The organism is Bradyrhizobium shewense (assembly GCF_900094605.1).
Lineage (GTDB): Bacteria > Pseudomonadota > Alphaproteobacteria > Rhizobiales > Xanthobacteraceae > Bradyrhizobium > Bradyrhizobium shewense.
In genome coordinates, this window is the sequence record NZ_FMAI01000013.1 from 131,733 (window position 1) to 157,055 (window position 25,323).

Here is a 25,323-nt window from a genome sequence, read left to right on the forward strand (position 1 = left end):
ATGTCGATTGCCGCAGAACGCAAAGCGGAAGTCATCAAGACGAATGCCAACAAGGCCGGCGATACCGGCTCGCCCGAGGTTCAGGTCGCGATCCTGTCGGAACGCATCAACAACCTCACCAACCATTTCAAGACCCACGTGAAGGACAACCATTCGCGTCGCGGCCTCTTGAAGCTGGTCTCGACCCGCCGCTCGCTGCTCGACTACCTCAAGAAGCGGGACGAGGCGCGTTACAAGGCGCTGCTCGAGAAGCACAACATTCGCCGTTAAGAGTTCTTGCGCGCGCCAACGGCGCGCGTTTTCGCACGTGGTTTCGAACGAAAGCGCTTATTTTAAGCTTTTTGATCGAGGTTGCGCGCACGTCGGATGCGGGCCGTTGACGGCCAGCATCCGGGCATGATGAGCGAAGATCGCAATTCGGTGTTCGCATTCGTGCCGACTGACAGTCCAGCAGCAATCCGGCGGCTGGGCACAACGGGCAAGGCGCCCGTATGACCCGAAAGGATGGACGCCATCCGAAATCCAAAAACCATGGCAGGATCGCAGGACGCTGATCACCCGCTTCGATCAGCGCCCCGCAATCTTGCGCATGGTTTTTGTTTTTCGAGCCGTCCTTCTTTCGAGAACCCATGAAAGAAGACATCTATGTTCAATAAGCATTCGGTCGAGATCGACTGGGGTGGACGCACTCTCAAGCTGGAAACCGGCAAGATCGCCCGTCAGGCCGACGGCGCCGTCGTCGCCACCTATGGCGAGACCGTGGTGCTCGCCACCGTCGTTGCGGCCAAGGCGCCGCGCGAAGGCGTCGACTTCCTGCCGCTGACCGTCGACTACCAGGAGAAGACCTACGCTGCGGGCCGCATTCCCGGCGGCTATTTCAAGCGCGAGGGACGTCCGACCGAGAAGGAGACGCTGGTCTCCCGCCTGATCGACCGTCCGATCCGTCCGCTGTTCGTCGACGGCTGGCGCAACGAGACCCAGGTGATCGTCACCGTGCTCTCGCACGACATGGAAAACGATCCTGACATCGTCGCGCTGGTGGCTTCGTCCGCTGCGCTGACGCTGTCCGGCGCGCCCTTCAAGGGCCCGATCGGTGCCGCCCGCGTCGGCTTCGCCAATGACGAGTTCATCCTCAACCCGACGCTCGACGAGATGGTCGACACCCAGCTCGACCTGGTCGTCGCCGGCACCGCCGACGCCGTGCTGATGGTGGAATCGGAAGCCAAGGAGCTGAACGAAGACATCATGCTCGGCGCGGTGATGTTCGGTCACCGCCACTTCCAGCCGGTCATCAACGCGATCATCGAGCTCGCCGAGAAGGCTGCGAAGGAGCCGCGCGAAGTCACCGTGATCGACAATTCGGCGCTCGAGAAGGAAATGCTCGGCCTCGTCGAGCAGGAGCTGCGCGCCGCCTACGCCATTCCGGTCAAGCAGGATCGCTACGCCGCGGTCGGCAAGGTCAAGGAAAAGGTGATCGCCCACTACTTCCCGGAAGGGCAGGAGCCGAAATACGACAAGCTGCGCATCGCCGGCGTGTTCAAGGAGCTCGAAGCCAAGATCGTTCGCTGGAACATCCTCGACACCGGCAAGCGCATCGACGGTCGCGACAGCAAGACCGTCCGCAACATCGTCGCCGAAGTCGGCGTGCTGCCCCGCGCCCACGGTTCGGCGCTGTTCACCCGCGGCGAGACCCAGGCGATGGTCGTGACCACGCTCGGCACCGGCGAGGACGAGCAGTACATCGACGCGCTGTCGGGAACGTACAAAGAGACGTTCCTGCTGCACTACAACTTCCCTCCCTACTCGGTCGGTGAGACCGGTCGCCTCGGCGGCACCAAGCGTCGCGAGATCGGCCACGGCAAGCTCGCCTGGCGCGCGATCCACCCGGTGCTGCCGCCGCACCACGAATTCCCCTACACCACGCGCGTGGTGTCGGAGATCACCGAGTCGAACGGCTCGTCCTCGATGGCTTCGGTCTGCGGCGCTTCGCTCGCGCTGATGGATGCCGGCGTGCCGTTGAAGCGGCCGACCGCAGGCATCGCGATGGGCCTGATCCTCGAAGACAAGCGCTTCGCGGTTCTCTCGGACATCCTCGGCGACGAGGACCATCTCGGCGACATGGACTTCAAGGTCGCCGGTACCGAGCAGGGCATCACCTCGCTCCAGATGGACATCAAGATCGAGGGCATCACCGAAGAGATCATGAAGGTGGCACTGGCCCAGGCCAAGGATGGTCGTATCCACATCCTCGGCGAGATGGCCAAGGCGCTCACCAACGCCCGCGCCGAGCTCGGCGAATACGCGCCGCGCATCGAGACCTTCAAGATCGCCACCGACAAGATCCGCGAAGTGATCGGCACCGGCGGCAAGGTGATCCGCGAGATCGTCGAGAAGACCGGCGCCAAGGTCAACATCGAGGACGACGGCACCGTGAAGGTCGCCTCCAGCGACGGCGAGGCCATGAAGGCCGCGATCAAGTGGATCAAGTCGATCGCCTCCGATCCGGAAGTCGGCCAGATCTATGACGGCACCGTCGTCAAGGTGATGGAGTTCGGCGCCTTCGTGAACTTCTTCGGCTCCAAGGACGGTCTCGTCCACATCAGCCAGCTCGCTTCGGCGCGCGTGCAGAAGACCTCCGACGTCGTCAAGGAAGGCGACAAGGTCAAGGTCAAGCTGCTCGGCTTCGACGATCGCGGCAAGACCCGCCTGTCGATGAAGGTGGTCGATCAGACCACCGGCGAAGACCTCGAGGGCAAGGGCGGCGAGGGCGAGAAGGCCCCGCGCGAAGCCGCCGGCGAGTAAGCGCTCGCTACACTGCAGAAAAACGAAAGGGCGGCCGAAGGGCCGCCCTTTTTGTTTGTGTTCGCTCCGGGCGAGATGCGCCCCCTCTCCCGCTTGCGGGGGAGGGTTTGGGTGGGGGTGCTTCCGCAAAGAGACTCCCAACGACGAGAGAGCCCCCACCCGCGCCTTCGGCGCGACCTCCCCCGCAAGCGGGAGAGGTTGCACCGAGCCCGAGGTGAGATCAGTCGATCTCAGCCCGCGATGTCGTAACGGTCGAGGTTCATCACCTTGGTCCAGGCCTTGGCGAAGTCCTTTACGAACTTTTCCTTGGAGTCCGACGAAGCATAGACCTCGGCGAAGGCGCGGAGCTGCGAGTGTGCGCCGAAGATCAGGTCGGCGCGCGTGCCGGTCCACTTCACCGCATTGGTCTTGCGGTCGCGGGCCTCGTAAGTGCCGTCGGAAGCCGGCGTCCATTGCGTGCTCATGTCGAGCAGGTTGACGAAGAAGTCGTTGCTCAGCGTGCCCACCTTGGCGGTGAAGACGCCGTGCTTCGAGCCGTTCGCATTGGCGCCGAGCACGCGCAAGCCGCCGACCAGCGCGGTCAGATCGGGGCCGCTCAGCTTCAGAAGCTGCGCGCGATCGACGAGGGCCTCTTCCTGCTGCAGGAACTGATGCTTCTTGCCGACATAGTTGCGGAAGCCATCGGCCCGCGGCTCGAGCGGCGCGAAGGACTCAGCGTCGGTCTGCTCCTGTGAGGCATCCATGCGGCCCGGCGTGAAGCCGACCTTCACGTCGACGCCGGCATCCTTGGCGGCCCTCTCGACCGCGGCAGAACCGCCGAGCACGATGAGATCCGCGAGCGAGACCTTCTTCGCGCCTGAGGACGCGTTGAAGTCCTTCTGGATCGCTTCAAGCTTGCCGAGAACCTTGGAGAGCTGAGCCGGCTGGTTCACCTCCCAATCCTTCTGCGGGGCAAGACGGATGCGCGCGCCGTTGGCGCCGCCGCGCTTGTCGGAGCCGCGGAACGTCGAGGCGGACGCCCAGGCGGTCGAGACCAGCTCGGAGACCGACAGACCCGAAGCCAGGATCTTGCTCTTCAGCGCAGCGATGTCCTGCTCGCTGGCCAGCTCGTGATTCACGGCCGGAATCGGATCCTGCCAGATCAGCGTTTCCTTCGGCACCAGAGGGCCGAGATAGCGCTGGATCGGACCCATGTCGCGATGGGTGAGCTTGAACCAGGCGCGGGCGAAGGCGTCCGCGAACTGAGCCGGGTTCTCCAGGAAGCGACGCGAGATCTTCTCGTAGGCCGGATCGAAGCGCAGCGAGAGGTCGGTCGTCAGCATGGTCGGCCGATGCTTCTTCGACTTGTCGAAGGCGTCGGGAATGATCGCGTCGGCGCCCTTGGCGGTCCACTGGTTCGCACCGCCCGGGCTCTTCGTAAGCTCCCATTCGTAGTTGAACAGGTTCTCGAAGAAGTTGTTGCTCCACTTGGTCGGCGTCGTCGTCCAGGTCACTTCGAGACCGCTGGTGATGGAATCACCGGCGAGGCCCGAAGCGTGCTTGCTCTTCCAGCCGAGGCCTTGATCCTCGAGCGCGCCCGCTTCCGGCTCCGGACCGACCAGCGACGGATCGCCGGCGCCGTGAGTCTTGCCGAAGGAGTGGCCGCCGGCGATCAGCGCGACGGTCTCTTCGTCGTTCATCGCCATGCGGGCGAAGGTCTCGCGGATGTCCTTGGCCGCGGCAACCGGATCCGGCTTGCCGTTCGGGCCTTCCGGATTGACGTAGATCAGGCCCATCTGCACCGCGCCGAGCGGCTCGGCGAGCTGGCGTTCACCGCTGTAGCGCTCATCACCCAACCACGTGCCTTCGGGACCCCAATAGAGCTCTTCCGGCTCCCAGACGTCCGCGCGTCCGCCGGCGAAGCCGAAGGTCTTGAAGCCCATCGATTCCAGCGCGACGTTGCCGGCGAGAACCATCAGGTCGGCCCAGGAGAGCTTGCGGCCGTATTTCTGCTTGATCGGCCACAGCAGCCGGCGTGCCTTGTCGAGGTTGGCGTTGTCGGGCCAGCTGTTGAGCGGTGCGAAACGCTGCTGGCCGGCACCGGCGCCGCCACGGCCGTCGGTGATGCGGTAGGTGCCTGCGCTGTGCCAGGCCATGCGGATCATGAGACCGCCATAGTGACCGAAATCGGCGGGCCACCACTCCTGCGAGTCCGTCATCAGCGCGGTCAGATCCTTGACGACCGCGTTAAGGTCGAGCGTCTTGAATTCCTTGGCATAGTCGAATTCGCCGCCCATCGGATCGGACAGGCCGGAATTCTTGTGCAGCATCTCGATGCTGAGCTGAGTTGGCCACCAATCGCGGTTCGCTGGCACGCGTTTTCCACCCGAAAACGGGCACTTCGAAGTGTCGTCCATGAATACCTCCTCTGGTGGCGTCGAACTTGCGCCTTTGACCAGGTAGAACCACTCTAAGCGTCGCGTCCTATCAGGTAAAGTTGACTTTAATGATCGCTGCGATAGGATTTTCTGATGATAAACCTGACGCTGCGCCAGCTCCGGTATTTCGACGCGCTGGCGCGTCATGGCCATTTTGGCCGGGCGGCCGAGTCCTGCTCCATCTCGCAACCGGCCTTGTCGATGCAGATCAAGGAGTTGGAGGAGACGCTCGGCGGCCTGCTGCTGGAGCGCAGCGCCCGGCAGGTGGCGCTGACCCGGTTCGGCGAGGAGCTCGCGCAACGCGTTCGCGACATTTTGCGCTCGGTCGATGAGCTCGGCGATTTCGCCCGCGCCTCGCAGGACCGCTTCGCCGGCCGCCTGCGCATCGGCATGATCCCGACGATCGCGCCGTATCTGCTGCCCACCATCACGAAGAATCTGACGCGCATGCATCCGGAGCTCGACATCCGCGTGCGCGAGACGATGACGCCGCGGCTGATCCAGGAGCTGGTGGAGGGACGGCTCGACACCGCCATCGTGGCGCTGCCGGTGTCCGAGCCTTCGCTCACCGAGGTCGCCCTGTTCGAGGAGAAATTCCTGCTGGTCCGGCCGAGCGCAGATGAGGGGACCCCGGCGCCGTCGCGCGAGATGATGCGCGAGATGCGACTGTTGCTGCTCGAAGAGGGACACTGCTTCCGCGATCAGGCGCTGTCGTTTTGCAACATGCAGTCGGCGCCGCCGCGCGAGATGCTGGATGCCAATTCGCTGTCGACGCTGGTCCAGATGGTCAGCGCCGGCATCGGGGTCACGTTGATCCCGGAGATGGCGGTGCCAGTGGAAACGCGATCGGCGTCGGTCTCGCTCGCGCGCTTCCGCGACCCGCAGCCATTCCGCACCATCGGCATGGTCTGGCGCAAGACCAGCCCGCTGGCGCGGCAGCTGCTGCAAATCTCCGAAGTGGTGTGCCTGTCGGCCGGCAAAGTGCGCGCACGCCCGCCTGTGCGCAGCCAGCGGGCCTGAGGGTACGATGTCGCACCCGATCATCCGCCCCGCCCGCGCCGACGAATATGACGAGGTCGGCCGCGTCTGGATGGAGAGCTGGGTCTCGACCGGCCTCGGCGAGGCCAGCGACTTTCTGCTCGCCAATCTCCGCGCGCGCATCCGGCGCGAGATCGAGAACGGCTGGAGCCTGTTCGTCGCTGATGATCGCGGCACGATCGCCGCCATGCTGGCGCTGCATGTGCCAAAACTCTATCTCGACATGCTTTTCGTCGGACCCGACTATCAGGGGCAATCGCTCGGGCGAAAGCTGCTCGCCTTCACCCGCACGCAAATGCCGGATGAGATGTATCTGCGCTGCGTGCGCGAGAACGAAAAAGCCTGGCGCTGGTACGAGCGCGAAGGTTTTGTATTCGAGAAGCAGGAAATCGAGCCGTCGAACGGGTTCATGATGAAATATTATCGGTGGCAGAAGACGTCATAGGTTCTGCTTGCGGAGGCGCCCCGCACGCTCTAGTTTGCGGATTGCATCTCAGCAATTCCGCTCCCGAGTCATGTTACGCAATCTCGCCGTCACCGCCCTGTTCGCGTCGCTTTGTGCGTCGACCGGATGGGCCCAGTCTCCCTCCGCTCCACCAACTGCCACACCCCCGGCAACAGCCAAGCCTGTTGCGAAAAAGGCTGCGCCGAAGGCCAAGCAGCCGGCAGCGAACAAACCGCAAGCGGTGGACGTCGGCCCCTGCAAGCTCGGCGTAATCTCCGTGATCGGGGAGCGCTACTCCGTCCAGAAGTTCGGGCTGACCATCTTCGAGAACGAGGAGGCCGAAGTTCCTATCGACTGGGGTCTCGACGATCTCGTGTTTGCGCGCGTGAAAGCGGCAACCGGCGGCGATCCCGGTGTTCGCAGGATCGCCTACCCCAAGGGCGCCTTCGAACCGTTCTATCATCCGAAATCGCGATTCATTCCCGATCCCAACGAACGCCTGCCAGCGATCGTGCGTGGCATCACGCCGAACGTGAGCTGCGATCGCTATCTGGTTGCGACGACGTACAAGGGAGAATTGCCGGGCAGCCGCATGATGTTGAACGGAATCGGCACATTCAATCAAGGGCTCGGAAATCTGATCCGGCATTCGCATTTGTTCGCGAACATCTCGATCAACCTGATCGACGGCCGGAGCTACGAGGAGATCAAGCGCCCCTTTGTAAATTTCGGCGCGAACTTCGCCGCAAGTATGCGACTGACCGAAGACCCGCTTAACAAGCTCGACAATGACCAGTTCCCCAACCCGCCCGCGACCGCTTCGAGCAGCGCGATCCTGCGCGAGAGAACGCGGGCGCTCATCACCGACAGGCTCGATCGGGGGCTTCCCGGCTATCTGAAGCAAGACTGACACGCACTCATTCGCGTCGACCAAGATGTTGACGACCGATCGCTGCATCGGACCAACCGTAGTGCGTTGCGATTTCGAAGCAGACACGCGATGAATAGCCTCGCCCGCCTCACGCAGATGGAAGGTTCCCCGCCATGATCAAGCTCTATTGGTCGCCCCGCTCGCGTTCGTTCACGACGCTCTGGCTGATGGAAGAGAGCGGCCTTGCCTATGAACGCGTGCTGACCGACATCTCGACTGGCGCCCAGAAGGCGCCGGGCTATCTGAAGATCAATCCGATGGGCAAGGTTCCCGCGCTCAGCGATGGCGAAGCCGCACTCGGCGAAGCCGCCGCGATCTGCGCCTATGTTGCCGACCGCTATCCGGAGACGAAGCTTGCGCCTGCCGTGACCGATCCGCGCCGCGCCCGCTATCTGCAATGGCTGTTCTTCTCGCCGGGCTGCATCGAGCCCGCCATCATCCAGATCTTCACCAAGATCGAAATCCCGACCTCGACCGCAGCCTGGGGCAGCGCGACGCAGGTGTTCGACGTGCTGGAAGCTGCGCTTGCCAAGGGGCCGTGGATTCTCGGCGAGGAGTTTTCGGCCGCGGACATCACGATCGGCTCGGGCCTGAATTACGCGGTGCGCCTGTTCAAGATGGCGCCCTCGCGCCCGGCGTTCGATGCCTATCTCGCGCGCTGCATGGCACGTCCTGCGTTCCAGCGGGCGGAGAAGATCGCGGCGGGTTAGCCGAACTCTCGTAGGGTGGGCAAAGCGTAGCGTGCCCACGTCTTCTGTCTATCGCCATCACGAAGAGATGGTGGGCACGTCGCTTACGCGCCTTTGCCCACCCTACCGCAGCGTCGTCTATTCCGTCTTCAAATCGTCAGGCCTCGGCATCAGGACGATGTTGTAGCCGGAATCGACATAGTGGATCTCGCCGGTCACGCCGCCGGAGAGATCCGACAGCAGATACAGCGCCGAGCCACCGAGCTCGTCGAGCGTGACGCCGCGGCGGAGCGGCGAATGCTTTTGCATGAAGGCGAACATCGCGCGCGCCTCGCCGATGCCGGAGCCGGCAAGCGTGCGAATGGGGCCCGCGGAGATCGCGTTGACGCGGATGCCGCGCGGTCCGAAATCGGCGGCGAGATAGCGTACGGAGGCTTCCAGCGCCGCCTTGGCCACGCCCATCACGTTGTAGTTCGGCATCGCGCGCTCCGAGGCGCCGAAGGTCAGCGTGATCATGCTGCCGCCCTCGGTCATCAGCTCGGCGGCGCGCTTCGCCACTTCCGTGAACGAGAAGCAGGAGATCACCATGGTGCGTGAAAAGTTCTCGCGGCTGGTGTCGGCGTAGCGGCCCTTCAGCTCGTTCTTGTCGGCAAAGCCGATCGCATGGATGACGAAATCGAGCTTGCCCCACTTGTCGCGCAGCACATCGAAGGTCGCATCGACGCTGGCGATGTCCTCGACATCGCACGGCAGCACCAGATCGACGCCGAGCTGCTCCGCCAACGGCTTGACGCGCTTGCCGAGGGCCTCGCCCTGGAAGGTAAAGGCAAGCTCGGCGCCGTGCGCATGCAGCGTCTTCGCCATGCCCCAGGCGATCGAATGATCATTGGCGATGCCCATGATCAGACCGCGCTTGCCTTTCATCAGACCTTCCATCTCTCGATCACCTTCCGCTTTCGTCGTACCCGAGCTTGTCGCGGGCATCCACGTCCTTCGCAGCATGGGCCCCAGACGTGGATGGCCGGGACAAGCCCGGCCATGACGAGAAAATCAACAGTGCGCCAACAACGACGTCACACATCCATTCGGCTGAACACCAGCGTGGCGTTCGTGCCGCCGAAGCCGAAGGAGTTCGACAGCACGGTGCCGATCTTGACGTTGTCGATGCGCTTGCGCACGATCGGCATGTCGGCGAACACGGGATCGAGCTCCTGGATATGCGCGCTCTCGCAGATGAAGCCGTTATTCATCATCAGCAGCGAGTAGATCGCCTCCTGCACGCCGGTGGCGCCCAGCGAGTGGCCGGTCAGCGCCTTGGTCGCCGAGATCGGCGGGCACTTCTCGCCACTTCCGAACACGCGGCGGAGCGCGTCGATCTCCGGCGGGTCGCCGGCCGGCGTCGAGGTCGCGTGCGGATTGATGTAGTCGACCTTGGTCTTCACCGTCGACATCGCCATGCGCATGCAGCGCTCGGCGCCTTCGCCTGAGGGGGCGACCATGTCGTAGCCGTCCGAGGTCGCGCCGTAGCCGACGATCTCGCCGAAAATGCGGGCGCCGCGCGCCTTGGCATGTTCGAGCTCTTCCAGCACCAGCACGCCGGCACCGCCGGCGATGACGAAGCCGTCGCGGTTGACGTCGTAGGGACGCGAGGCGGTGGCGGGCGTGTCATTGTATTTCGAGGACATCGCACCCATGGCGTCGAACAGCACGGAGAGCGACCAGTCCAGCTCCTCGCAGCCGCCGGCGAAGATGACGTCCTGCTTGCCGATCTGGATCGTCTCATAGGCATTGCCGACGCAATGGTTCGACGTCGCGCAGGCCGACGAGATCGAATAGTTCACGCCCTTGATCTTGAACCAGGTCGCAAGCGTCGCCGAGGCCGTGGACGACATCGCCTTCGGCACCGCAAACGGTCCGACACGCTTCGGTCCCTTGGTGCGGGTGATGTCGGCGGATTCGACGATGGTGCGGGCGGAGGGGCCGCCGGAGCCCATGATGATGCCGGTGCGGATGTTGGAGACTTCGTCAGGCGATAGACCGGAGTCCTGGATCGCCTGTTCCATCGCGACGTGATTCCATGCCGCGCCCTGACCGAGGAAACGCATCGCGCGGCGGTCGACCACCGTGGCGGGATCGAGCGTCGGCGCGCCCTGCACCTGCGAACGGAAGCCGAGCTCTGCATATTTCTCAGCCCGCGAAATGCCTGACTTTGCCTCGTGAAGGCTCGCAAGCACTTCCTGGGTGTTGTTTCCGATCGACGAGACGATGCCCATCCCGGTGACCACAACCCGCCTCATGACAGCCTCGCCTTAATCGTTGTTGTCTTGGTGATGCGCTCAGCCCAGGCTCGTGCCCTGCTTGAACAGGCCAACCTTCAAGTCCTTGGCGCGATAAATAATCTGGTCATCGACCGAAAGCCACCCGTCGGCGATGCCGAGCACCAGCTTTGAACGCATCACGCGTTTGATATCGACGTTGTACACAACCTTGCGGGCCTCGGGCAGCACCTGGCCGCTGAACTTCAGCTCGTTCAGTCCAAGCGCGCGACCACGACCTTCGCCTCCGGTCCAGCCCAGGTAAAAGCCGACCATTTGCCACAGCGCGTCGAGGCCGAGGCAGCCGGGCATCACCGGGTCGTTCTTGAAGTGGCAGCCGAAGAACCAGAGGTCGGGCTTCACGTCGAGCTCGGCGCGCACCACCCCCTTGCCGAACTCGCCGCCATTGTCACTGATGTCCGTGATGCGGTCGAACATCAGCATCGGCGGCAACGGCAGCTGGGCATTGCCCGGGCCGAACATCTCGCCGCGGCCGCAGGCCAGCAGATCTTCGTATTCGTAACCGTTGCGCCTGTTCAGCATGCACGAGCCTCTGTTTGAATTCCGATTGAGCGGCGCTTTTTGGCGAAAATGGGCCCCGTCTCGGTCGGAGAGCAACGCCAATTGCCACCGTCAGGCGCTGCGCCCGCATGCCCCGATTGGACTGCGGACCGGGCTTCGATGCCCGGCTGCCGCCAAAATCGGCTAAGCGGAACCGCGCGCTCTCTAACACAGGCTATTTCGGGTAGCAAAGCGCATCCATGAAGGTAAAATGACGCGATCCCGGCCCAGTTCCAAGCCTGATTAGAACCTCTCTAGTTGCGAGAAACTTGCATCTGCATCTTTCTGTTCTTATATTACGGAGAGATATTGTTCACGCGTGCCCGAAATCTGGAAATGAGCGAGAATACTGCGCCCCATCACGACGACGACGTCCACTCCGCGGCCCTGCTGTCCGGCCGCCAGCCGGCTCTCACCGGCTGCCCCTGGCACGACGTCAACGAAATGCTCCAGTCCGCCGGACTCCGTCCGACGCGTCAGCGCATGGCACTGGGCTGGCTGTTGTTCGGCAAAGGTGCTCGCCACCTCACGGCTGAAATGCTCTACGAGGAAGCCACACTGGCCAAGGTTCCGGTGTCGCTGGCTACTGTCTACAACACGCTGAACCAGCTCACCGATGCCGGCCTGCTCCGCCAGGTCAGCGTCGACGGCACCAAGACCTATTTCGACACCAACGTCACCACCCACCATCACTACTATCTCGAGAACAGCCATGAGCTGGTCGACATCGAGGATCCGCATCTGGCGCTGTCCAAGATGCCGGAGGTGCCGGAGGGTTACGAGATCGCGCGCATCGACATGGTCGTGCGCCTGCGCAAGAAGCGCTGAGGTCTTCCTAGAATCGCTGAATTGATCGTCATGGCCGGGCTCGTCCCGGCCATCCACGTTTTGGGCCGACACGAAAGTCCGTGGTTGCCCGGGACAAGCCCGGGCATGACGTTCGAGCAGCAGCTGCTCTATCGCGTCAGTTGACCTGCTCGTCCGAATACACGCCCCAGAGGCGCTCCTGCTGGATCCAGCCGTCGAAACCGTTGCCGGTGACGCGGCACCAGTTTGCAGCGCACTTCTTTACCTGCGTGACGACGCCGGCCTGGAGTCTTGCTGCGACCGCGCTGTCGAGGTCGGCGCGATCGTAGATCGGGGCGAGGTCGTCCTTGTGCTTCATGGTGACGACCGCGGTGCGGCGGCCCGACAGCAACGAGTGATAGACCCAGCCCTCGGCGCCTTCGGAATCGCGCACCCGGCGCCAATTCTCGAACTCGGCGGTGATTTCCACCGGCAGGCCCGAACGGGTGTAGACCCAGGCCACGTCATTGTCCTTGGTCGGGCCGGCGCGGACGTTCACATGATCCGATTTGAGGCTGACATAGCGCGGCACCGGCAGGCCGCTTGCGGTCTGGGGCGTCGTATCCTTGGCCGAATGCGAGGGGCCGACCGAAGCGCTCAACCAGGTGCAAACGAGCGCCATCACCGAACAAAAACGCCCCAACGCCATCAACCCGTCTCCTGTCGAAGACCCGGCCCGAGCCGGTCCTCACCCCAAATTCCAAAACCTGCCGCGCAACCCCCTGACCCGCCCCACGCGGGTGTTCCCCAAACCGGGCTCCTTGAAGCCTTGACCCGTGGTTCTTGTCTTGGCCCGGCCTTCTGCTAGAGAGGACGGGCACTTGAACAACCAGTTTGCCCCGATTTTCCGGCCGGAAATATCGGGAGAGCTTGAAGGAAACGCCGGGGACGGACACGGCAAGGGCAGTGTCGAACAACCGGGTTAATGAGACCTCAACGACCGGCCTTTGGCGACAGAGGCGGCTTGCGACGCCTCATGAGAGCAGGACATGTCGGTGAAGAAAAAGCCCCTCGTCGTGGTGACGCGCAAGCTGCCGGATTCGATCGAGACGCGGATGCGCGAATTGTTCGACGCGCGGATCAATCTCGAGGACACGCCGATGTCCGCCGATCAGATCGCGGAAGCCGCACGCACCGCCGACGTGCTGGTTCCGACCGTCACCGACCATATCAGCGCCGACATCATCAACCAGCCCGACTGCAAGCTGCGGCTGATCGCCAATTTCGGCAACGGCGTCGATAATATCGACGTCGAGGCCGCACATGCTCGCGGCATCACCGTCACCAACACGCCGAAGGTTCTGACCGAGGACACCGCCGACATGACCATGGCGTTGATCCTCGCCGTGCCCAGGCGGATGATCGAAGGCGCCTCGATCCTGACGGAAGGAAAGCCCTGGCCGGGCTGGTCGCCGACCTGGATGCTTGGGCACCGCATCGGCGGCAAGCGGCTTGGCATCATCGGCATGGGCCGCATCGGCCAGGCGGTGGCGCGCCGCGCCCGCGCCTTCGGCCTGCAGATCCACTATCACAACCGCCGTCCCGTCGCGCCGAAGATCGCTGAGGAGCTTGGCGCGACCTATTGGGAAAGCCTCGATCAGATGCTGGCGCGGATGGACATCATCTCGGTGAACTGTCCGCACACGCCGGCGACCTATCATTTGCTCTCGGCGCGGCGGCTGAAGCTGATCCGCAAGGACGCCTACATCGTCAACACCGCGCGCGGCGAGGTGACCGACGAGGACACGCTGATCAAGCTGATCGAAGGCGGCGAGATCGGCGGCGCCGGTCTCGACGTCTACGAGCACGAGCCCGCGGTCAATCCAAAGCTGGTGCGGCTCGCCAAGGCCGGAAAGGTGGCGCTGCTGCCGCATATGGGCTCGGCCACGATCGAAGGCCGCGTCGAGATGGGCGAGAAGGTGATCATCAACATCCGCACCTTCCTCGACGCTCACAAGCCGCCGGATCGCGTGCTGCCGAGCATGCTCTGAGGTTTCGGCCTCACGCGTCACACCCTCATCTCCTCACCATGAGGGTCTACTGTCTGCGCGTCTCGCGCTTGCGCCAGTCGGCGACGAAATCGATGAAGGCGCGCAGCGCGGGCGGCGTCTGGCGCCGGCTCGGGTAGTACAGGAACGGGCCGGGAAACGGCTCGCACCAATCTTCCATCAGGCTGACCAGCGCGCCGGACTTCAGGGCTTCGCCGACATAACCGTCGAGGCTTGCCCAGATGCCCGCGCCGGCGAGCGCGGCCTGCATCGCAAGGTTCATGTTGGTCGAGATCAGCTTGGCCGGCGGATCGACCTTCACGATCTGGCCGGCCTTCTCGAACTCCCAATCGTGCATCACGCCGCTCGAATACCGGGCGCGGATGCAATCATGATCGAGCAGATCCTTCGGATGCTTCGGCTCGCCGCGGCGCGCGACATAATCGGGCGAGGCGACGACGACATAGTGCTGCGGACCGCTCAGCGGGATCGCCACCATGTCCTGCGCGAGATGCTCGCCATAGCGCACGCCGGCATCGTAGCCCCCGCTCACGATGTCGACGAAACCGCTTTCGGACACGACGTCGAGATCCACCTGCGGATGCGCGGCGAGAAACGGCCCGACCATCGGCGCCAGCACGAGATCGACCGCCGGGGGCGGCGCGTTGATGCGCAGACGGCCGGAGGCGACCTCGCGCAGGCCCCGCACCTCCGCCAGGGCATCGCCGACATCGCGCAGTGCAGGTGCCACCCGCGACAGCAGCAGCTCGCCCGCCTCGGTCAAGGCGACGCTGCGGGTGGTGCGGTTCATCAGGCGGACGCCGAGGCGCTCCTCGAGGTCGCGTAGGCGCTGGCTAAGGCTCGACACCGACACGCGAATTTCGACCGCCGCACGCCGGAAATTCCGGGTGCGGGCGACCGCCACGAAGACGTCGAGATCGCGCAGGTCAGGCTCGGTCATTGTTCGGTAATGTGAACAAGGCATTCCAGATTGTCCAGCTTATCGACGCAATGGACCAGGCGCATATCCACCCTCGTCACGCGGCGCAATCAGCCTGCCGCCTTTCGAGGAGAGCCATCATGGAACAGCACAAACTCGGTTCAACCGGCCCCAGCGTCTCTGCCCTTGGTCTCGGCTGCATGGCCATGTCGGACGCCTATGGCCCGGCCGATCGCGGCGAGAGCATCGCCACGGTCCATGCGGCCCTCGACGCCGGCATCACGCTGCTCGACACCGGCGATTTCTATGCCATGGGCCACAATGAAATGCTGATCCGCGATGCGCTGAAGGAAGTGGCGCGCGACAAGGTGCAGATCAGCGTCAAGTTCGGCGCGCTACGCGGCCCCGCCGGTGAATTCACCGGCATGGATTGCCGCCCTGCCGCGATCCGGAATTTCCTCGCTTATTCGCTGCAGCGGCTCGGCACCGACTATATCGACATCTACCGCCCGGCGCGGCTCGACCCCAACGTTCCCATCGAAGAGACCATCGGCGGCCTCGCCGATCTCGTGAAGGCCGGCTACATCAGGCATATCGGCCTGTCCGAGGTCGGCTCCGACACCATCCGCCGCGCGCATGCCGTGCATCCGATCGTCGATCTCCAGATCGAATATTCGCTGATCGAGCGCGGCATCGAGCGCGACATTCTCAAGACCTGCCGCGAGCTCGGCATTGGCATCACCGCCTATGGCGTCCTGGCGCGCGGCCTGATCAGCGGCCATTGGTCGAAGGACTCGGGCAGGGCGGGCAAGGACTACCGGCTGATGACGCCGCGCTTCCAGGGCGCAAATCTCAACGCCAATCTCGCGCTGGTGGAGTCCCTGCGTGCCATCGCCGGCGAAATCGGCGCAACGCCGGCGCAGGTCGCAATCGCCTGGGTGGCGGCGCAGGGCAAGGAGATCATCCCGCTCATGGGCGCGCGTACGCGCAATCGTCTCAGCGAAGCGCTCGGCGCGACGAAGGTGACGCTGACACAGACGCATCTCGCAGCATTGGCAAAGGCGTTTCCGCCCAACGTTGCCGCCGGCACGCGCTATGCCGCCGAGCAGATGGCCCATCTCGACAGCGAGAAGCCCGCCACGGCGTAACGCAGCAAATCAAGTGCGATGGGCGCTGAGGTCGGTGACCACGGGCCCGTCGCCGTTCAGCGGATTGGCCGGATCGCGCGAATAACGCAGCGTCTCGAAGCGCATCGCGCGCGCATCGATCATCAGGAGGCGGCCGACGAGGCCGTCGCCAAAGCCGACGATCTCGCGGATCGCCTCCATCGCCATCATCGATCCCAGCACGCCCGCCAGCGCACCCATGACGCCGGCTTCCGCGCAGGCAGGAACGGTACCCGGCGGCGGCGCCTCCGGAAACAGGCAGCGATAGGTCGGATTGAATTCGCCCTGCTCGTTGGTCTCGTGTGCACGGATGGTGGTGAGCGAGCCGTCGAAGGTGCCGAGCGCCGCCGTAATCAGCGGCCGCTTCGCGAAGAAGCAGGCGTCCGAGACCAGATAGCGCGTCGAGAAATTATCGGAGCCGTCGAGCACGAGGTCGTAGTCGCCGATCAGGCTGAGCGCATTGTCGGCATTCAGCCAGGTGGCGTGGCCGACGAAACGAACATGCGGATTGAGCGCCGCAATCCGCTCGGCCGCGCTCTCGACCTTGTGCCGGCCGATATCGGGCGTGGTGTGGATCACCTGGCGCTGCAGGTTGGACAGCGACACCACGTCGTCATCGACCACGCCGAGCGTGCCGATACCGGCGGCGGCCAGATACATCAGCGCCGGCGCGCCTAGCCCGCCGGCACCGACCACCAGCGCGGAGGCCCGCTTCAGCGCCGCCTGGCCCGGTCCGCCGACGTCGCGCAGCACGATATGGCGGGCATAGCGTTCGAGTTCGTCCGGGCTCAGCATCGTCGTACGCCTCTCTTACCAAGCCGTCGCTCACACTGTACGCGGCTCGACCTTAGGCCTGAACCACCCCAACATTGTTCGCGACCAACGAGATGTGCTTGAATGGCATCGCGTTCAATGGGCTGGTTGGATTTGTCATGAGATCGATGCTTGCGGCAACCTTGATGTTTGCGGCTGCCACAGGCGCGCACGCCCAGATGACGACGCCGCAGATCCCCGGTACCAAGCCGAAGCCGGTCCAGACCGTGCCAATCCGCCCTCCGGCAACGCAGACGCCATCGGCGACGGCGGATGCTATGGCGCAGGCGGAGCGGCTGTCGCTGCAATCCGATCTCGCCTGGGTCGGCCAGTACAACGGCGCCATCACCGGCGACGTCAGCGCGCGCCTGGTCAACGCCATCAAGGAATACCAGAAGGCCAAGGGCGGCAAGCCGACCGGCGTGCTCAATCCGCAGGAGCGCGCGGCGCTGGCCGAGACGGCGCGAAAGAAGCAGGACGGCGTCGGCTGGAAGATCGTGACGGAGCCGACCAGCGGCGCCCGGCTCGGTATCCCCTCGAAACTGGTGCCGCAGCAGGCGAGCGACGCCAACGGCTCGAAATGGACCTCGCCGACCGGAACCGTGCAGGTGCAGCTCAGCCGCCGTAAGGAGGCGAACCCGACCGCGGCAAAACTCGCGGAGCTCGAGAAGGAGCCGTCCGGGCGCAAGGTCGACTACACCGTGGTGAAGCCCGATTTCTTCGTGCTCTCGGGCTTGCAGGGCCTGAAGAAATTTTACATCCGTGGCACCTTCAGAGGTGACGAGGTCCGCACCATGACGATCCTGTACGACCAGGCGACCGAGAACACGGTCGAGCCGGTCGTGATCGCGATGTCGAGCGCGTTCAACGCGTTTCCGTCCGGACCGCAAGCCGGGCTGCCGCCGCGCAAGACCGTCGAGTACGGCACCGGCCTCGTCGTCAGCGACGACGGCGCGATTGTCACCGACCGGCTCGTCACCGACAACTGCCTCGCCATCACGATCACCGGCTATGGCAGCGCCGATCGCCTCGCCGAGGACAAGGAGCGCGGTCTTGCACTGCTGCATATCTACGGCGCGCGCGGCCTGAAGCCGTTCAGCCTCGCTGGCGGCGCGGCCAAGACGAACGTGGATGTCGTCGGCATCGCCGATCCGCAGAGCCAGGGCGGCGCAGCCGGCGTGTCGAGCACCAAGACCGCGCTGGCGCCGGTCCCGAGCAGCGATTCCATGCTGTCCCCACCGCCGGCGGTCGGGTTATCCGGTGGTCCGGCGATCGATGGCAACGGCAAGTTCGCCGGCATTGCGCTGTTGAAGCCGGCGATGGTCGCGGGACCCGCGACATCGGTGCCGGCATCACAGGCGGTGATGGTGTCCGCGGAAACGGTGCGCGATTTCCTGAAGGCGAACGAGGTCGCAGCGAACGGCACGTCGACGGACGCCAAGGCCGCTGTCGTGCGCGTGATCTGCGTGCGGAAGTAAGCCCGCGATAGAACGACTCTCGTGTCCCCGAGGCGGCGCGGCACGGATGCAACCCATCAGCGAGGACCATGGTACGTACGACTACTGGTCCAGTAATGCTACGGATTCGCCGGCATTCCCGATTTCGCCATCATCGTTACTGTTGATTCGGACATCCGCGGTCCCCTTTGGATCGGGCAGGGCACGTCCTGAGCGAGAAGAGCTCAGCATCGAGAAGCGATGCACGTTCGCGTGGCGTTATCCCGGGACCCAAGCAATCCAAAGGATTCATCTTCCAATGCACACGATCGTACTGGCCACCCAAAAGGGTGGCAGCGGCAAGAGCACGCTCGCCATCGGGCTCGCGCTCGCGGCCAAGCAGGCCGGCTTCACCGTCCGCCTGATCGAGACCGACCCGCAGGGCACCCTGTCGAGCTGGCAGCGCCGCCGCGCCGCCGATGATTTCGTCGTCGAGCCGATCTATCACGCCGCCGACATCGAGCCGCGCCTGAAGATGCTGGCTGACAGCGGCCTGCAGCTTGCGATCATCGACACCGCCGCCGGCCTCAGCGCCGCGACCACCGCTGCGATCCGCCATTCCGATCTCTGCCTGATCCCGGCCCGCCCGAGCGTCGCCGACATCGAGGCGACCGTCTCGACGCTCAGCGTCGCACGCGCCTGGAAGCGGCCCTACAGCTTCGTGCTCAACCAGACGCCGATCCGCGGCCAGCGCATCGACAACGCCGCCAACACCCTCGCCGAGGAAGCGGCGCTCGATCTTTCGGACGTGCTCGCGCGCCCGCTGATCGTGATGCGTAACGACCACCAGGATTCGCTCGCGAACGGCCTTGCCGTGAGCGAATTCGCGCCGAACGGGAAGTCGGCGGACGAGATCCGCGGCCTCTGGCGCTGGATCGAAACCCGGCTCGAGCTCAGCGCCACGACCAATGTCCTGATCGATCAGGTGATGTCGCCTGCGGACGGCATGCTGCATGTCGCTGCCGATCTTTCGGCGGACGAGACCACGACACTGGCGTCCTGAGCGGGGCAATCGCTCTGACGGCAGTCGGCCCTTCACCATCCGGAAGGGCCCCAGCGACGAAGTAATCCGGCCATCAGCCCGGCCGGATTGCTTCGCTTCGCGGTTTTTGTCGACGGTCTATTTTCGCGTCGTAGCCCGGATGGAGCGCAGCGCAATCCGGGAAAGTCTCTCCGCGGTCACGCTGAACCCGGATTTCGCTGCGCTCCATCCGGGCTACGGGCTACGTCACTTCTGACACTTCTGACACCAGAAGGTGGACCGGCCATTCTGCGTAAATCGCTTGACCGTGCCACCGCACCCCGGCGTCGTGCATTTCTCGCCTTCGCGGTCGTAGACCTTGAACGAATGCTGGAAATAGCCGAGCTCGCCCGAGGTCTGGCGATGGTCGCGCAAGGACGAGCCGCCGGCCTTGATGGCGTCGTTCAGCACGGTGTGGATCGCACTTACCAATCGCTTCGCATGATCGGTCGGCTCGCCGCCGCCAACGCCCTTGCGACCCTTGGTCGCGAGCGTCGCCGCGATCCGGCGCGGCGACAGATGCGAGCGATGCAGGGCTTCGCAGACATAGATGTTGCCGAGCCCCGCCACCACGCGCTGGTCGAGCAGCGCGGCCTTCAGGCTGGTGGTCTTGCCTTCGCAGGACCGCGCCAGCATCGCGGCGTCGAATTCGTTGCCGAGCGGTTCGGGGCCGAGGTCGCGCAGCAGTGGCTCATCTTCGAGTGCGTTACGTGCGATCACTTTCATGTAACCGAAGCGGCGCGGGTCGTTGAAGACGATGTCGGCGCCCGAGGACATCCGAAACAGCACGTGGTCGTGCGTGGAGTCCTTACCCCTCGGATAGTGAAACTCGCCGGGAGCTGCCTCGTTGTCCGGCTTGATGACGCGGAACGAGCCCGACATGCCCAGATGCATCAAGAGCACATCGCCGGAGGCGAGATCGGCCATGAGATATTTTGCACGGCGGCCGAGCCCCGTGACGACCTGCCCCTGGAGCCGGGTCACGAAATCCGGCTGGAACGGAAAGCGCAGGTCCGGCCGGCGGGCTTCCGCCACCAGGATTTTCGCACCCTCCATCACAGGCTGAAGGCCGCGGCGGACGGTCTCGACTTCGGGCAATTCAGGCATGGTCAGGCATTCACCTTATGAAGGCGGTGTGATAGCGCCATTGCGGCGGGCGCGCTATGGTTCGCCCAGTGGAGTAGAGTAATGGATCGGCCGGGCGAAACCACGCATTTTGGCTTCAGGGACGTCCCCCTGGGGGACAAGCAGACGCTGGTGAACGATGTGTTTCACAGCGTGGCGTCGCGCTATGATTTGATGAACGATTTGATGTCCGGTGGCCTGCACCGGGTCTGGAAGGACATCATGATCACCGCGCTCGACCCGCCCAGGAGCGACCGGCCGTTCGCGCTGCTCGACGTCGCAGGCGGCACCGGCGACATCTCGTTCCGTGCCGCCAAGGCGGCGGGCCGCGGCTTCCATGCCACCGTCTGCGACATCAACACCGACATGCTGGTCGTGGGCCGCGAGCGCGCCGCGAAGCGCCATCTCGAAACCCGGGTCGATTTCGTCGAAGGCAATGCCGAAGCGCTCGCCTTCGCCGACCGCAGCTTCGACGCATATACGATCGCTTTCGGCATTCGCAACGTGCCCCGGATCGATCTGGCGCTGCGCGAGGCCTATCGCGTGCTGAAGCCCGGCAGCCGCTTTCTGTGCCTGGAATTCTCCACCGTCGAGATGCCCGGGCTCGACCGGATCTACGATCTGTTCTCGTTCAAAGTGATCCCGCCGCTCGGCCGCATGATCACGGGCGACGCCGAGTCCTACCAATATCTCGTCGAGTCCATCCGCAAGTTTCCGAAACCCAACGCCTTCGCCGACATGATCCGCGACGCCGGCTTCGCCCGCGTCAGCTGGCAGACCCTGTCCGGCGGCATCGTCGCACTGCATTCGGGCTGGCGTTTGTGATCTCTGCGTTCACCCACATTGCGCGCCTGATCCGCGCCGCGTTCGTGTTTGCGCGCGAGGGCGTGTTCGGCTCGGTCGATCCGAGCCTGGTGCCGCCGCCGGGACAGCTCGCGCTGAAGCTGGCGCGCCTGGTCGAACGGCGTGGCGTCAAGCACGGCCCGCGGATATCGCGCGCGCTGACGCGGATGGGCCCCGCTTATCTCAAGCTCGGACAATTCTTGGCCACACGCCCCGACGTCGTCGGCGTGATCATGGCGCGCGACCTCGAAAGTCTCCAGGACCGCCTGCCGCCGTTTCCGCAGGACGAAGCCGAAGCCGCGATCGCGACCTCGCTGGAGCGGCCGCTGAAGGACGTGTTTGTGAGCTTCGGCCCTCCCGTCGCGGCGGCCTCGATCGCGCAGGTGCATCGCGGCGAGGTCTTGCACGCCGGCATCCGCAAGTCGGTCGCGGTCAAGGTGCTTCGGCCCAACGTCGCCACGCGCTTCCGTCGCGACCTCTCCGATTTCTTCTTCGTCGCGCACAAGGCCGAGGCTTATTCGGCCGAAGCGCGGCGCCTGCGCCTCATCGAGGTCATCAACACCATGTCGCGCTCGGTCGCGATGGAGATGGATCTGCGGCTGGAAGCTGCGGCGCTGTCAGAGATGGCGGAGAACACGCAGGGCGATCCTGATTTCCGCGTGCCGTCCGTGGACTGGGACCGCACCACGCACAACGTGCTGACGATGGAGTGGATCGACGGCATCGCGCTGAACGATCACAAGCGTCTGGCGGAATCGCAGGTCGACCTGCCCGATCTCGGCCGCAAGGTGATCCAGAGCTTCCTGCGGCACGCGCTGCGCGACGGCTTCTTCCACGCCGACATGCATCCGGGCAATCTGTTCCTGGATGACGCGGGACGACTCGTCGCGGTCGATTTCGGCATCATGGGCCGGCTCGGCATGAAGGAGCGGCGCTTCCTCGCCGAAATCCTGCTCGGCTTCATCACCCGCGACTATCGCCGCGTCGCCGAGGTGCATTTCGAGGCGGGCTACGTGCCCGCGCATCACTCGGTCGAGAACTTCGCGCAGGCGATCCGCGCCATCGGCGAGCCGATCCACAACCGCACGGCGGAAGAGATCTCGATGGCGCGGCTCTTGACGCTGCTGCTCGAGGTCACCGGCCTGTTCGACATGACCACGCGTCCCGAGCTGATCCTGCTCCAGAAGACCATGGTCGTGGTCGAAGGCGTGGCGCGCGGCTTCGATCCCAGGCTCGACATCTGGAAGGTCGCCGACCCCGTGGTGCGCGAATGGATCGAGCGCAATCTCGGTCCGATCGGCCGGGTGCAAGGCGCGCTCGCCGGGACCGGAGACATCGCGCGCGTGCTGATGCGCATGCCGGAGATCGCCGAGCGGTCCGTGAAGGTGCTCGAGCAGCTCGAGACCATGACACGGGAGGGCATCCGGCTGTCGCCGGAGAGCATCGCCGCGATGGGTCGCAGCGAGGGCCGCAAGAACCGCTGGCGCACCGTCGCGCTCTGGATCATCGCCGCGACCTTCATCGGGATCCTGATCGCCGTCCGGAATCTATGACTGCCAAAAGTTTGATTGCATTGCAATCACACGGGTGATAGCATCGCTATCATTCCGTGCTGGAGGGGCGTCATGGCAAGCCTGACCATCCGCAAGCTCGACGACGCCGTCAAAACCTATTTGCGGCTGCGCTCGGCCAAGAACCGCAGGTCAGTCGAGGAAGAGGTCCGGGTCATCCTGCGGGAGCTGATCGAGGGCCGTGAGGAGCCGCTGACGCCGTTTGCGGTACCGCCTGCGACATCCTCCGCCCCCGCACTCCAGCGCACCGGCGCCGTCCCCGAGGCCAGCGTCACCCTGATCATCGGCGGCGGTATCGCGGCCTACAAGTCGCTCGACCTGATCCGAAGGCTGAAGGAGCGCCGCGTCGAGGTCCGCTGCGTGCTGACCAAGGCGGCCCAGCAATTCGTCACGCCGCTGGCGGTCAGCGCCCTCTCCCATGAGCGTGTCTATACCGACCTGTTCGACCCCCAGAGCGAGTTCGACGCCGGCCATATCCGCCTCGCGCGCGACTGCGACCTGGTCGTGGTGGCGCCCGCGACCGCCGACCTGATGGCCAAGATGGCGAACGGCCATGCCGACGATCTCGCCAGCGCGGTCCTGCTCGCGACCAACCGCAAGGTGCTGCTGGCGCCGGCAATGAACCCGCTGATGTGGACCAATGCGGCGACGCGCCGCAACGTCGCGCAGCTGCAGCGCGATGGCGTGGTGCTGATCGGACCCAATTCCGGCGAGATGGCGGAAGCGGGCGAGGCCGGTACCGGCCGCATGTCGGAAGCCATCGAGATCGCTGCGGCTGCCGAGCGTCTGCTGCGGCCGCCGGTGCCGAAGCCACTTGCCGGCAAGCGCGTGCTGATCACCGCAGGTCCCACCCACGAGCCGATCGATCCGGTGCGCTACATCGCCAACCGCTCCTCCGGCAAGCAGGGCTTTGCCATTGCCGCCGCCGCACAAGCCGCCGGCGCCGAGGTGATCCTGGTGAGCGGTCCGGTCGACCTCGGCGATCCCCAGGGCGTGACGGTGAAGCATGTGGAATCGGCGCGGCAGATGCTGGAGCAGGTGCAGGCCGCGCTCCCCGCCGACATCGCGATCTTTGCCGCCGCCGTCGCCGACTGGCGCGTCGCCAACGAAGGCGAGCAGAAGCTGAAGAAGACCGCAGCCGGCATGCCGCCGCTTCAGCTCATCGAGAACCCCGACATCCTCGCCACGATCTCGAAGCTGACCGACAAGCGTCCGCCGCTGGTGATCGGCTTTGCCGCCGAGACCGAGCACCTCATCGACAACGCCAAGTCAAAACTCGCCCGCAAGGGCTGCGACTGGATCGTCGCCAACGACGTCTCGCCCGCCACCGGCGTGATGGGCGGCGACCGCAACACCGTGCATCTGATCAGTCGCAAGAATGGTGGGAAGGACGGCGAGATTGCAGTTGATTCCTGGCCGGTGATGACCAAGGAACAGGTCGCCATCGAACTGGTCGCGCATGTCGCACGGAGCGTGACCGACAAATCCCTGGAGCCGGCATCTTGAGCACGAAGGTCACTGTCGAACTACAACGCCTGGCCCATGCGGAAGGCCTGCCAATGCCGGCCTATCAAACCACCGAGGCTGCCGGCCTCGACCTGATGGCGGCGGTGCCGGACAGCGAGCCGATGACGCTCGCGCCCGGCCAATATGCGCTGGTGCCGACGGGCCTTGCGATCGCATTGCCGGCCGGGCACGAGGCGCAGGTGCGGCCGCGCTCGGGGCTTGCCGCCAAGCACGGCGTCACCGTGCTGAACTCGCCGGGCACGATCGACGCGGATTATCGCGGCGAGATCAAGGTGATCCTGATCAACCATGGCGCGGCGCCGTTCGTGATCAAGCGCGGCGAGCGCATCGCCCAGATGGTGATCGCGCCCGTGATGCAGGCCGCGCTGGTTCCGGTGGCCACATTGTCGACCACCGATCGCGGCGCCGGCGGCTTCGGCTCGACCGGCCGCTAAGTCGTGGTGGGTTGAAGTCGAACAGAGTCCGATCATCGCGGCGCTCTCTCCGTTCCCTCCCCCTTGTGGGGGAGGGGCAGGGAGGCGGGCCACACGGGGACTCTTTCGATCGCGCACCGTTCCCCTTTGCATCGTCAGCAATTGGCACTTCTTCCTGGGCTACCCCTCTCCCTAACCCTCCCCCACAAGGGGGGAGGGAACGCACCTCCGTCGGAGCGCCCGTGATGTCTCATCTCACGCGCTAACGCACGGTAGTTCCGGCCGAGTCATCCGAAGATTTACGTGTGTTGGAACCCTTCACCCTGCATTTTTTTGGGGCCGCCTTTGCGTTCACGATCTGGACTCTTACCGGCGG

General features: G+C 64.6%; 23 protein-coding genes. 15 read left to right on the top strand and 8 right to left on the bottom strand.

Annotation, left to right across the window (positions count from 1 at the left end):
- Both rpsO and pnp read left to right on the top strand, forming a co-directional pair.
- On the top strand, positions 1–270 hold the full coding sequence (gene rpsO, locus GA0061098_RS24190; RefSeq protein WP_008131787.1) for a 30S ribosomal protein S15: 270 nt from the start codon (positions 1–3) through the stop codon (positions 268–270).
- Between the two features lie 375 nt (positions 271–645).
- The gene (gene pnp, locus GA0061098_RS24195) at positions 646–2,802 is read left to right on the top strand and encodes a polyribonucleotide nucleotidyltransferase (RefSeq protein WP_038970619.1); all 2,157 of its coding nucleotides are present in this window, start codon (positions 646–648) and stop codon (positions 2,800–2,802) included.
- 230 nt (positions 2,803–3,032) lie between these two features.
- On the opposite strand, the gene katG is transcribed toward pnp, so the two are convergent.
- Positions 3,033–5,198, bottom strand: a complete 2,166-nt coding sequence (katG, locus tag GA0061098_RS24200; RefSeq protein ID WP_165637573.1) for a catalase/peroxidase HPI — start codon at positions 5,196–5,198, stop codon at positions 3,033–3,035.
- Between the two features lie 114 nt (positions 5,199–5,312).
- Here katG and GA0061098_RS24205 point away from each other — a divergent pair, with 114 nt between their 5' ends.
- The 4 genes from GA0061098_RS24205 to GA0061098_RS24220 all read left to right on the top strand — a co-directional run bounded on the left by GA0061098_RS24205 (position 5,313) and on the right by GA0061098_RS24220 (position 8,343).
- Positions 5,313–6,239, top strand: coding sequence for a hydrogen peroxide-inducible genes activator (locus GA0061098_RS24205; protein ID WP_091962224.1), 927 nt, complete (start codon positions 5,313–5,315; stop codon positions 6,237–6,239).
- Between the two features lie 7 nt (positions 6,240–6,246).
- Positions 6,247–6,702 (top strand): GNAT family N-acetyltransferase, encoded by a 456-nt coding sequence (locus GA0061098_RS24210; protein WP_091962228.1) that lies wholly within the window; start codon positions 6,247–6,249, stop codon positions 6,700–6,702.
- A 241-nt stretch (positions 6,703–6,943) separates the two neighbouring features.
- Positions 6,944–7,612 carry a hypothetical protein gene (locus GA0061098_RS24215; protein WP_245323515.1) on the top strand — a complete coding sequence of 223 codons (669 nt, stop codon included), beginning with the start codon at positions 6,944–6,946 and terminating at the stop codon, positions 7,610–7,612.
- Positions 7,613–7,746: 134 nt separating this feature from the next.
- Positions 7,747–8,343, top strand: coding sequence for a glutathione S-transferase family protein (locus GA0061098_RS24220; protein ID WP_091962232.1), 597 nt, complete (start codon positions 7,747–7,749; stop codon positions 8,341–8,343).
- 117 nt (positions 8,344–8,460) lie between these two features.
- Here the strand turns inward: GA0061098_RS24220 and fabI are convergent, their stop codons facing one another.
- From fabI to fabA, 3 genes are all read right to left on the bottom strand, one after another.
- On the bottom strand, positions 8,461–9,258 hold the full coding sequence (fabI, locus tag GA0061098_RS24225; protein ID WP_091962235.1) for an enoyl-ACP reductase FabI: 798 nt from the start codon (positions 9,256–9,258) through the stop codon (positions 8,461–8,463).
- A gap of 137 nt (positions 9,259–9,395) precedes the next feature.
- A complete protein-coding gene (fabB, locus tag GA0061098_RS24230) occupies positions 9,396–10,619 on the bottom strand; it encodes a beta-ketoacyl-ACP synthase I (protein ID WP_091962238.1) in 1,224 nt (407 codons plus the stop codon).
- Positions 10,620–10,658: 39 nt separating this feature from the next.
- Positions 10,659–11,180, bottom strand: coding sequence for a bifunctional 3-hydroxydecanoyl-ACP dehydratase/trans-2-decenoyl-ACP isomerase (fabA, locus tag GA0061098_RS24235; RefSeq protein ID WP_091962240.1), 522 nt, complete (start codon positions 11,178–11,180; stop codon positions 10,659–10,661).
- Between the two features lie 354 nt (positions 11,181–11,534).
- Here fabA and irrA point away from each other — a divergent pair, with 354 nt between their 5' ends.
- Positions 11,535–12,026 carry an iron response transcriptional regulator IrrA gene (gene irrA, locus GA0061098_RS24240; protein WP_014490952.1) on the top strand — a complete coding sequence of 164 codons (492 nt, stop codon included), beginning with the start codon at positions 11,535–11,537 and terminating at the stop codon, positions 12,024–12,026.
- A gap of 136 nt (positions 12,027–12,162) precedes the next feature.
- Here the strand turns inward: irrA and GA0061098_RS24245 are convergent, their stop codons facing one another.
- On the bottom strand, positions 12,163–12,693 hold the full coding sequence (locus GA0061098_RS24245; RefSeq protein WP_018323403.1) for an SH3 domain-containing protein: 531 nt from the start codon (positions 12,691–12,693) through the stop codon (positions 12,163–12,165).
- A 340-nt stretch (positions 12,694–13,033) separates the two neighbouring features.
- Here GA0061098_RS24245 and GA0061098_RS24250 point away from each other — a divergent pair, with 340 nt between their 5' ends.
- Positions 13,034–14,035 carry a 2-hydroxyacid dehydrogenase gene (locus GA0061098_RS24250; RefSeq protein ID WP_091962243.1) on the top strand — a complete coding sequence of 334 codons (1,002 nt, stop codon included), beginning with the start codon at positions 13,034–13,036 and terminating at the stop codon, positions 14,033–14,035.
- 46 nt (positions 14,036–14,081) lie between these two features.
- On the opposite strand, the gene GA0061098_RS24255 is transcribed toward GA0061098_RS24250, so the two are convergent.
- Positions 14,082–14,993 carry a LysR family transcriptional regulator gene (locus tag GA0061098_RS24255; protein ID WP_091962247.1) on the bottom strand — a complete coding sequence of 304 codons (912 nt, stop codon included), beginning with the start codon at positions 14,991–14,993 and terminating at the stop codon, positions 14,082–14,084.
- 119 nt (positions 14,994–15,112) lie between these two features.
- On the opposite strand from GA0061098_RS24255, the gene GA0061098_RS24260 reads away from it, so the two are divergent.
- Positions 15,113–16,120: an aldo/keto reductase gene (locus GA0061098_RS24260; RefSeq protein ID WP_091962251.1), complete on the top strand. Its 1,008-nt coding sequence runs from the start codon at positions 15,113–15,115 to the stop codon at positions 16,118–16,120.
- Between the two features lie 9 nt (positions 16,121–16,129).
- Here the strand turns inward: GA0061098_RS24260 and GA0061098_RS24265 are convergent, their stop codons facing one another.
- Positions 16,130–16,933 carry a HesA/MoeB/ThiF family protein gene (locus GA0061098_RS24265; RefSeq protein ID WP_091962254.1) on the bottom strand — a complete coding sequence of 268 codons (804 nt, stop codon included), beginning with the start codon at positions 16,931–16,933 and terminating at the stop codon, positions 16,130–16,132.
- 137 nt (positions 16,934–17,070) lie between these two features.
- Here GA0061098_RS24265 and GA0061098_RS24270 point away from each other — a divergent pair, with 137 nt between their 5' ends.
- On the top strand, positions 17,071–18,429 hold the full coding sequence (locus GA0061098_RS24270; protein WP_165637574.1) for a peptidoglycan-binding protein: 1,359 nt from the start codon (positions 17,071–17,073) through the stop codon (positions 18,427–18,429).
- 277 nt (positions 18,430–18,706) lie between these two features.
- The gene (locus GA0061098_RS24275) at positions 18,707–19,450 is read left to right on the top strand and encodes a ParA family protein (RefSeq protein ID WP_091962258.1); all 744 of its coding nucleotides are present in this window, start codon (positions 18,707–18,709) and stop codon (positions 19,448–19,450) included.
- Between the two features lie 225 nt (positions 19,451–19,675).
- Here GA0061098_RS24275 and mutM read toward each other — a convergent pair whose 3' ends face one another.
- Positions 19,676–20,575 carry a bifunctional DNA-formamidopyrimidine glycosylase/DNA-(apurinic or apyrimidinic site) lyase gene (mutM, locus tag GA0061098_RS24280; RefSeq protein ID WP_091962262.1) on the bottom strand — a complete coding sequence of 300 codons (900 nt, stop codon included), beginning with the start codon at positions 20,573–20,575 and terminating at the stop codon, positions 19,676–19,678.
- A gap of 81 nt (positions 20,576–20,656) precedes the next feature.
- Between mutM and ubiE the strand changes: the two genes are divergently transcribed.
- From ubiE to dut, 4 genes are all read left to right on the top strand, one after another.
- A complete protein-coding gene (ubiE, locus tag GA0061098_RS24285; RefSeq protein WP_091962265.1) occupies positions 20,657–21,418 on the top strand; it encodes a bifunctional demethylmenaquinone methyltransferase/2-methoxy-6-polyprenyl-1,4-benzoquinol methylase UbiE in 762 nt (253 codons plus the stop codon).
- Positions 21,415–22,989, top strand: a complete 1,575-nt coding sequence (gene ubiB, locus GA0061098_RS24290) for a 2-polyprenylphenol 6-hydroxylase (protein ID WP_091962268.1) — start codon at positions 21,415–21,417, stop codon at positions 22,987–22,989. The genes ubiE and ubiB overlap by 4 nt, the downstream gene beginning before the upstream one ends.
- 72 nt (positions 22,990–23,061) lie before the next feature.
- On the top strand, positions 23,062–24,513 hold the full coding sequence (gene coaBC / locus GA0061098_RS24295; protein WP_091962271.1) for a bifunctional phosphopantothenoylcysteine decarboxylase/phosphopantothenate--cysteine ligase CoaBC: 1,452 nt from the start codon (positions 23,062–23,064) through the stop codon (positions 24,511–24,513).
- On the top strand, positions 24,510–24,968 hold the full coding sequence (gene dut / locus GA0061098_RS24300) for a dUTP diphosphatase (RefSeq protein WP_091962275.1): 459 nt from the start codon (positions 24,510–24,512) through the stop codon (positions 24,966–24,968). Before coaBC ends, dut begins: the two co-directional genes overlap by 4 nt.
- Positions 24,969–25,323: the final 355 nt, after the last annotated feature.

What these genes read in the sequence shown, in the direction of transcription:
- rpsO (WP_008131787.1), top strand. Translation starts at nt 1, where the DNA reads ATGTCGATTGCCGCAGAACGCAAAGCGGAAGTCATCAAGACGAATGCC.
- pnp (WP_038970619.1), top strand. Translation starts at nt 646, where the DNA reads ATGTTCAATAAGCATTCGGTCGAGATCGACTGGGGTGGACGCACTCTC.
- katG (WP_165637573.1), bottom strand. Translation starts at nt 5,198, where the DNA reads ATGGACGACACTTCGAAGTGCCCGTTTTCGGGTGGAAAACGCGTGCCA.
- GA0061098_RS24205 (WP_091962224.1), top strand. Translation starts at nt 5,313, where the DNA reads ATGATAAACCTGACGCTGCGCCAGCTCCGGTATTTCGACGCGCTGGCG.
- GA0061098_RS24210 (WP_091962228.1), top strand. Translation starts at nt 6,247, where the DNA reads ATGTCGCACCCGATCATCCGCCCCGCCCGCGCCGACGAATATGACGAG.
- GA0061098_RS24220 (WP_091962232.1), top strand. Translation starts at nt 7,747, where the DNA reads ATGATCAAGCTCTATTGGTCGCCCCGCTCGCGTTCGTTCACGACGCTC.
- fabI (WP_091962235.1), bottom strand. Translation starts at nt 9,258, where the DNA reads ATGGAAGGTCTGATGAAAGGCAAGCGCGGTCTGATCATGGGCATCGCC.
- fabB (WP_091962238.1), bottom strand. Translation starts at nt 10,619, where the DNA reads ATGAGGCGGGTTGTGGTCACCGGGATGGGCATCGTCTCGTCGATCGGA.
- fabA (WP_091962240.1), bottom strand. Translation starts at nt 11,180, where the DNA reads ATGCTGAACAGGCGCAACGGTTACGAATACGAAGATCTGCTGGCCTGC.
- irrA (WP_014490952.1), top strand. Translation starts at nt 11,535, where the DNA reads ATGAGCGAGAATACTGCGCCCCATCACGACGACGACGTCCACTCCGCG.
- GA0061098_RS24245 (WP_018323403.1), bottom strand. Translation starts at nt 12,693, where the DNA reads ATGGCGTTGGGGCGTTTTTGTTCGGTGATGGCGCTCGTTTGCACCTGG.
- GA0061098_RS24250 (WP_091962243.1), top strand. Translation starts at nt 13,034, where the DNA reads ATGTCGGTGAAGAAAAAGCCCCTCGTCGTGGTGACGCGCAAGCTGCCG.
- GA0061098_RS24255 (WP_091962247.1), bottom strand. Translation starts at nt 14,993, where the DNA reads ATGACCGAGCCTGACCTGCGCGATCTCGACGTCTTCGTGGCGGTCGCC.
- GA0061098_RS24260 (WP_091962251.1), top strand. Translation starts at nt 15,113, where the DNA reads ATGGAACAGCACAAACTCGGTTCAACCGGCCCCAGCGTCTCTGCCCTT.
- GA0061098_RS24265 (WP_091962254.1), bottom strand. Translation starts at nt 16,933, where the DNA reads ATGCTGAGCCCGGACGAACTCGAACGCTATGCCCGCCATATCGTGCTG.
- GA0061098_RS24270 (WP_165637574.1), top strand. Translation starts at nt 17,071, where the DNA reads ATGAGATCGATGCTTGCGGCAACCTTGATGTTTGCGGCTGCCACAGGC.
- GA0061098_RS24275 (WP_091962258.1), top strand. Translation starts at nt 18,707, where the DNA reads ATGCACACGATCGTACTGGCCACCCAAAAGGGTGGCAGCGGCAAGAGC.
- mutM (WP_091962262.1), bottom strand. Translation starts at nt 20,575, where the DNA reads ATGCCTGAATTGCCCGAAGTCGAGACCGTCCGCCGCGGCCTTCAGCCT.
- ubiE (WP_091962265.1), top strand. Translation starts at nt 20,657, where the DNA reads ATGGATCGGCCGGGCGAAACCACGCATTTTGGCTTCAGGGACGTCCCC.
- coaBC (WP_091962271.1), top strand. Translation starts at nt 23,062, where the DNA reads ATGGCAAGCCTGACCATCCGCAAGCTCGACGACGCCGTCAAAACCTAT.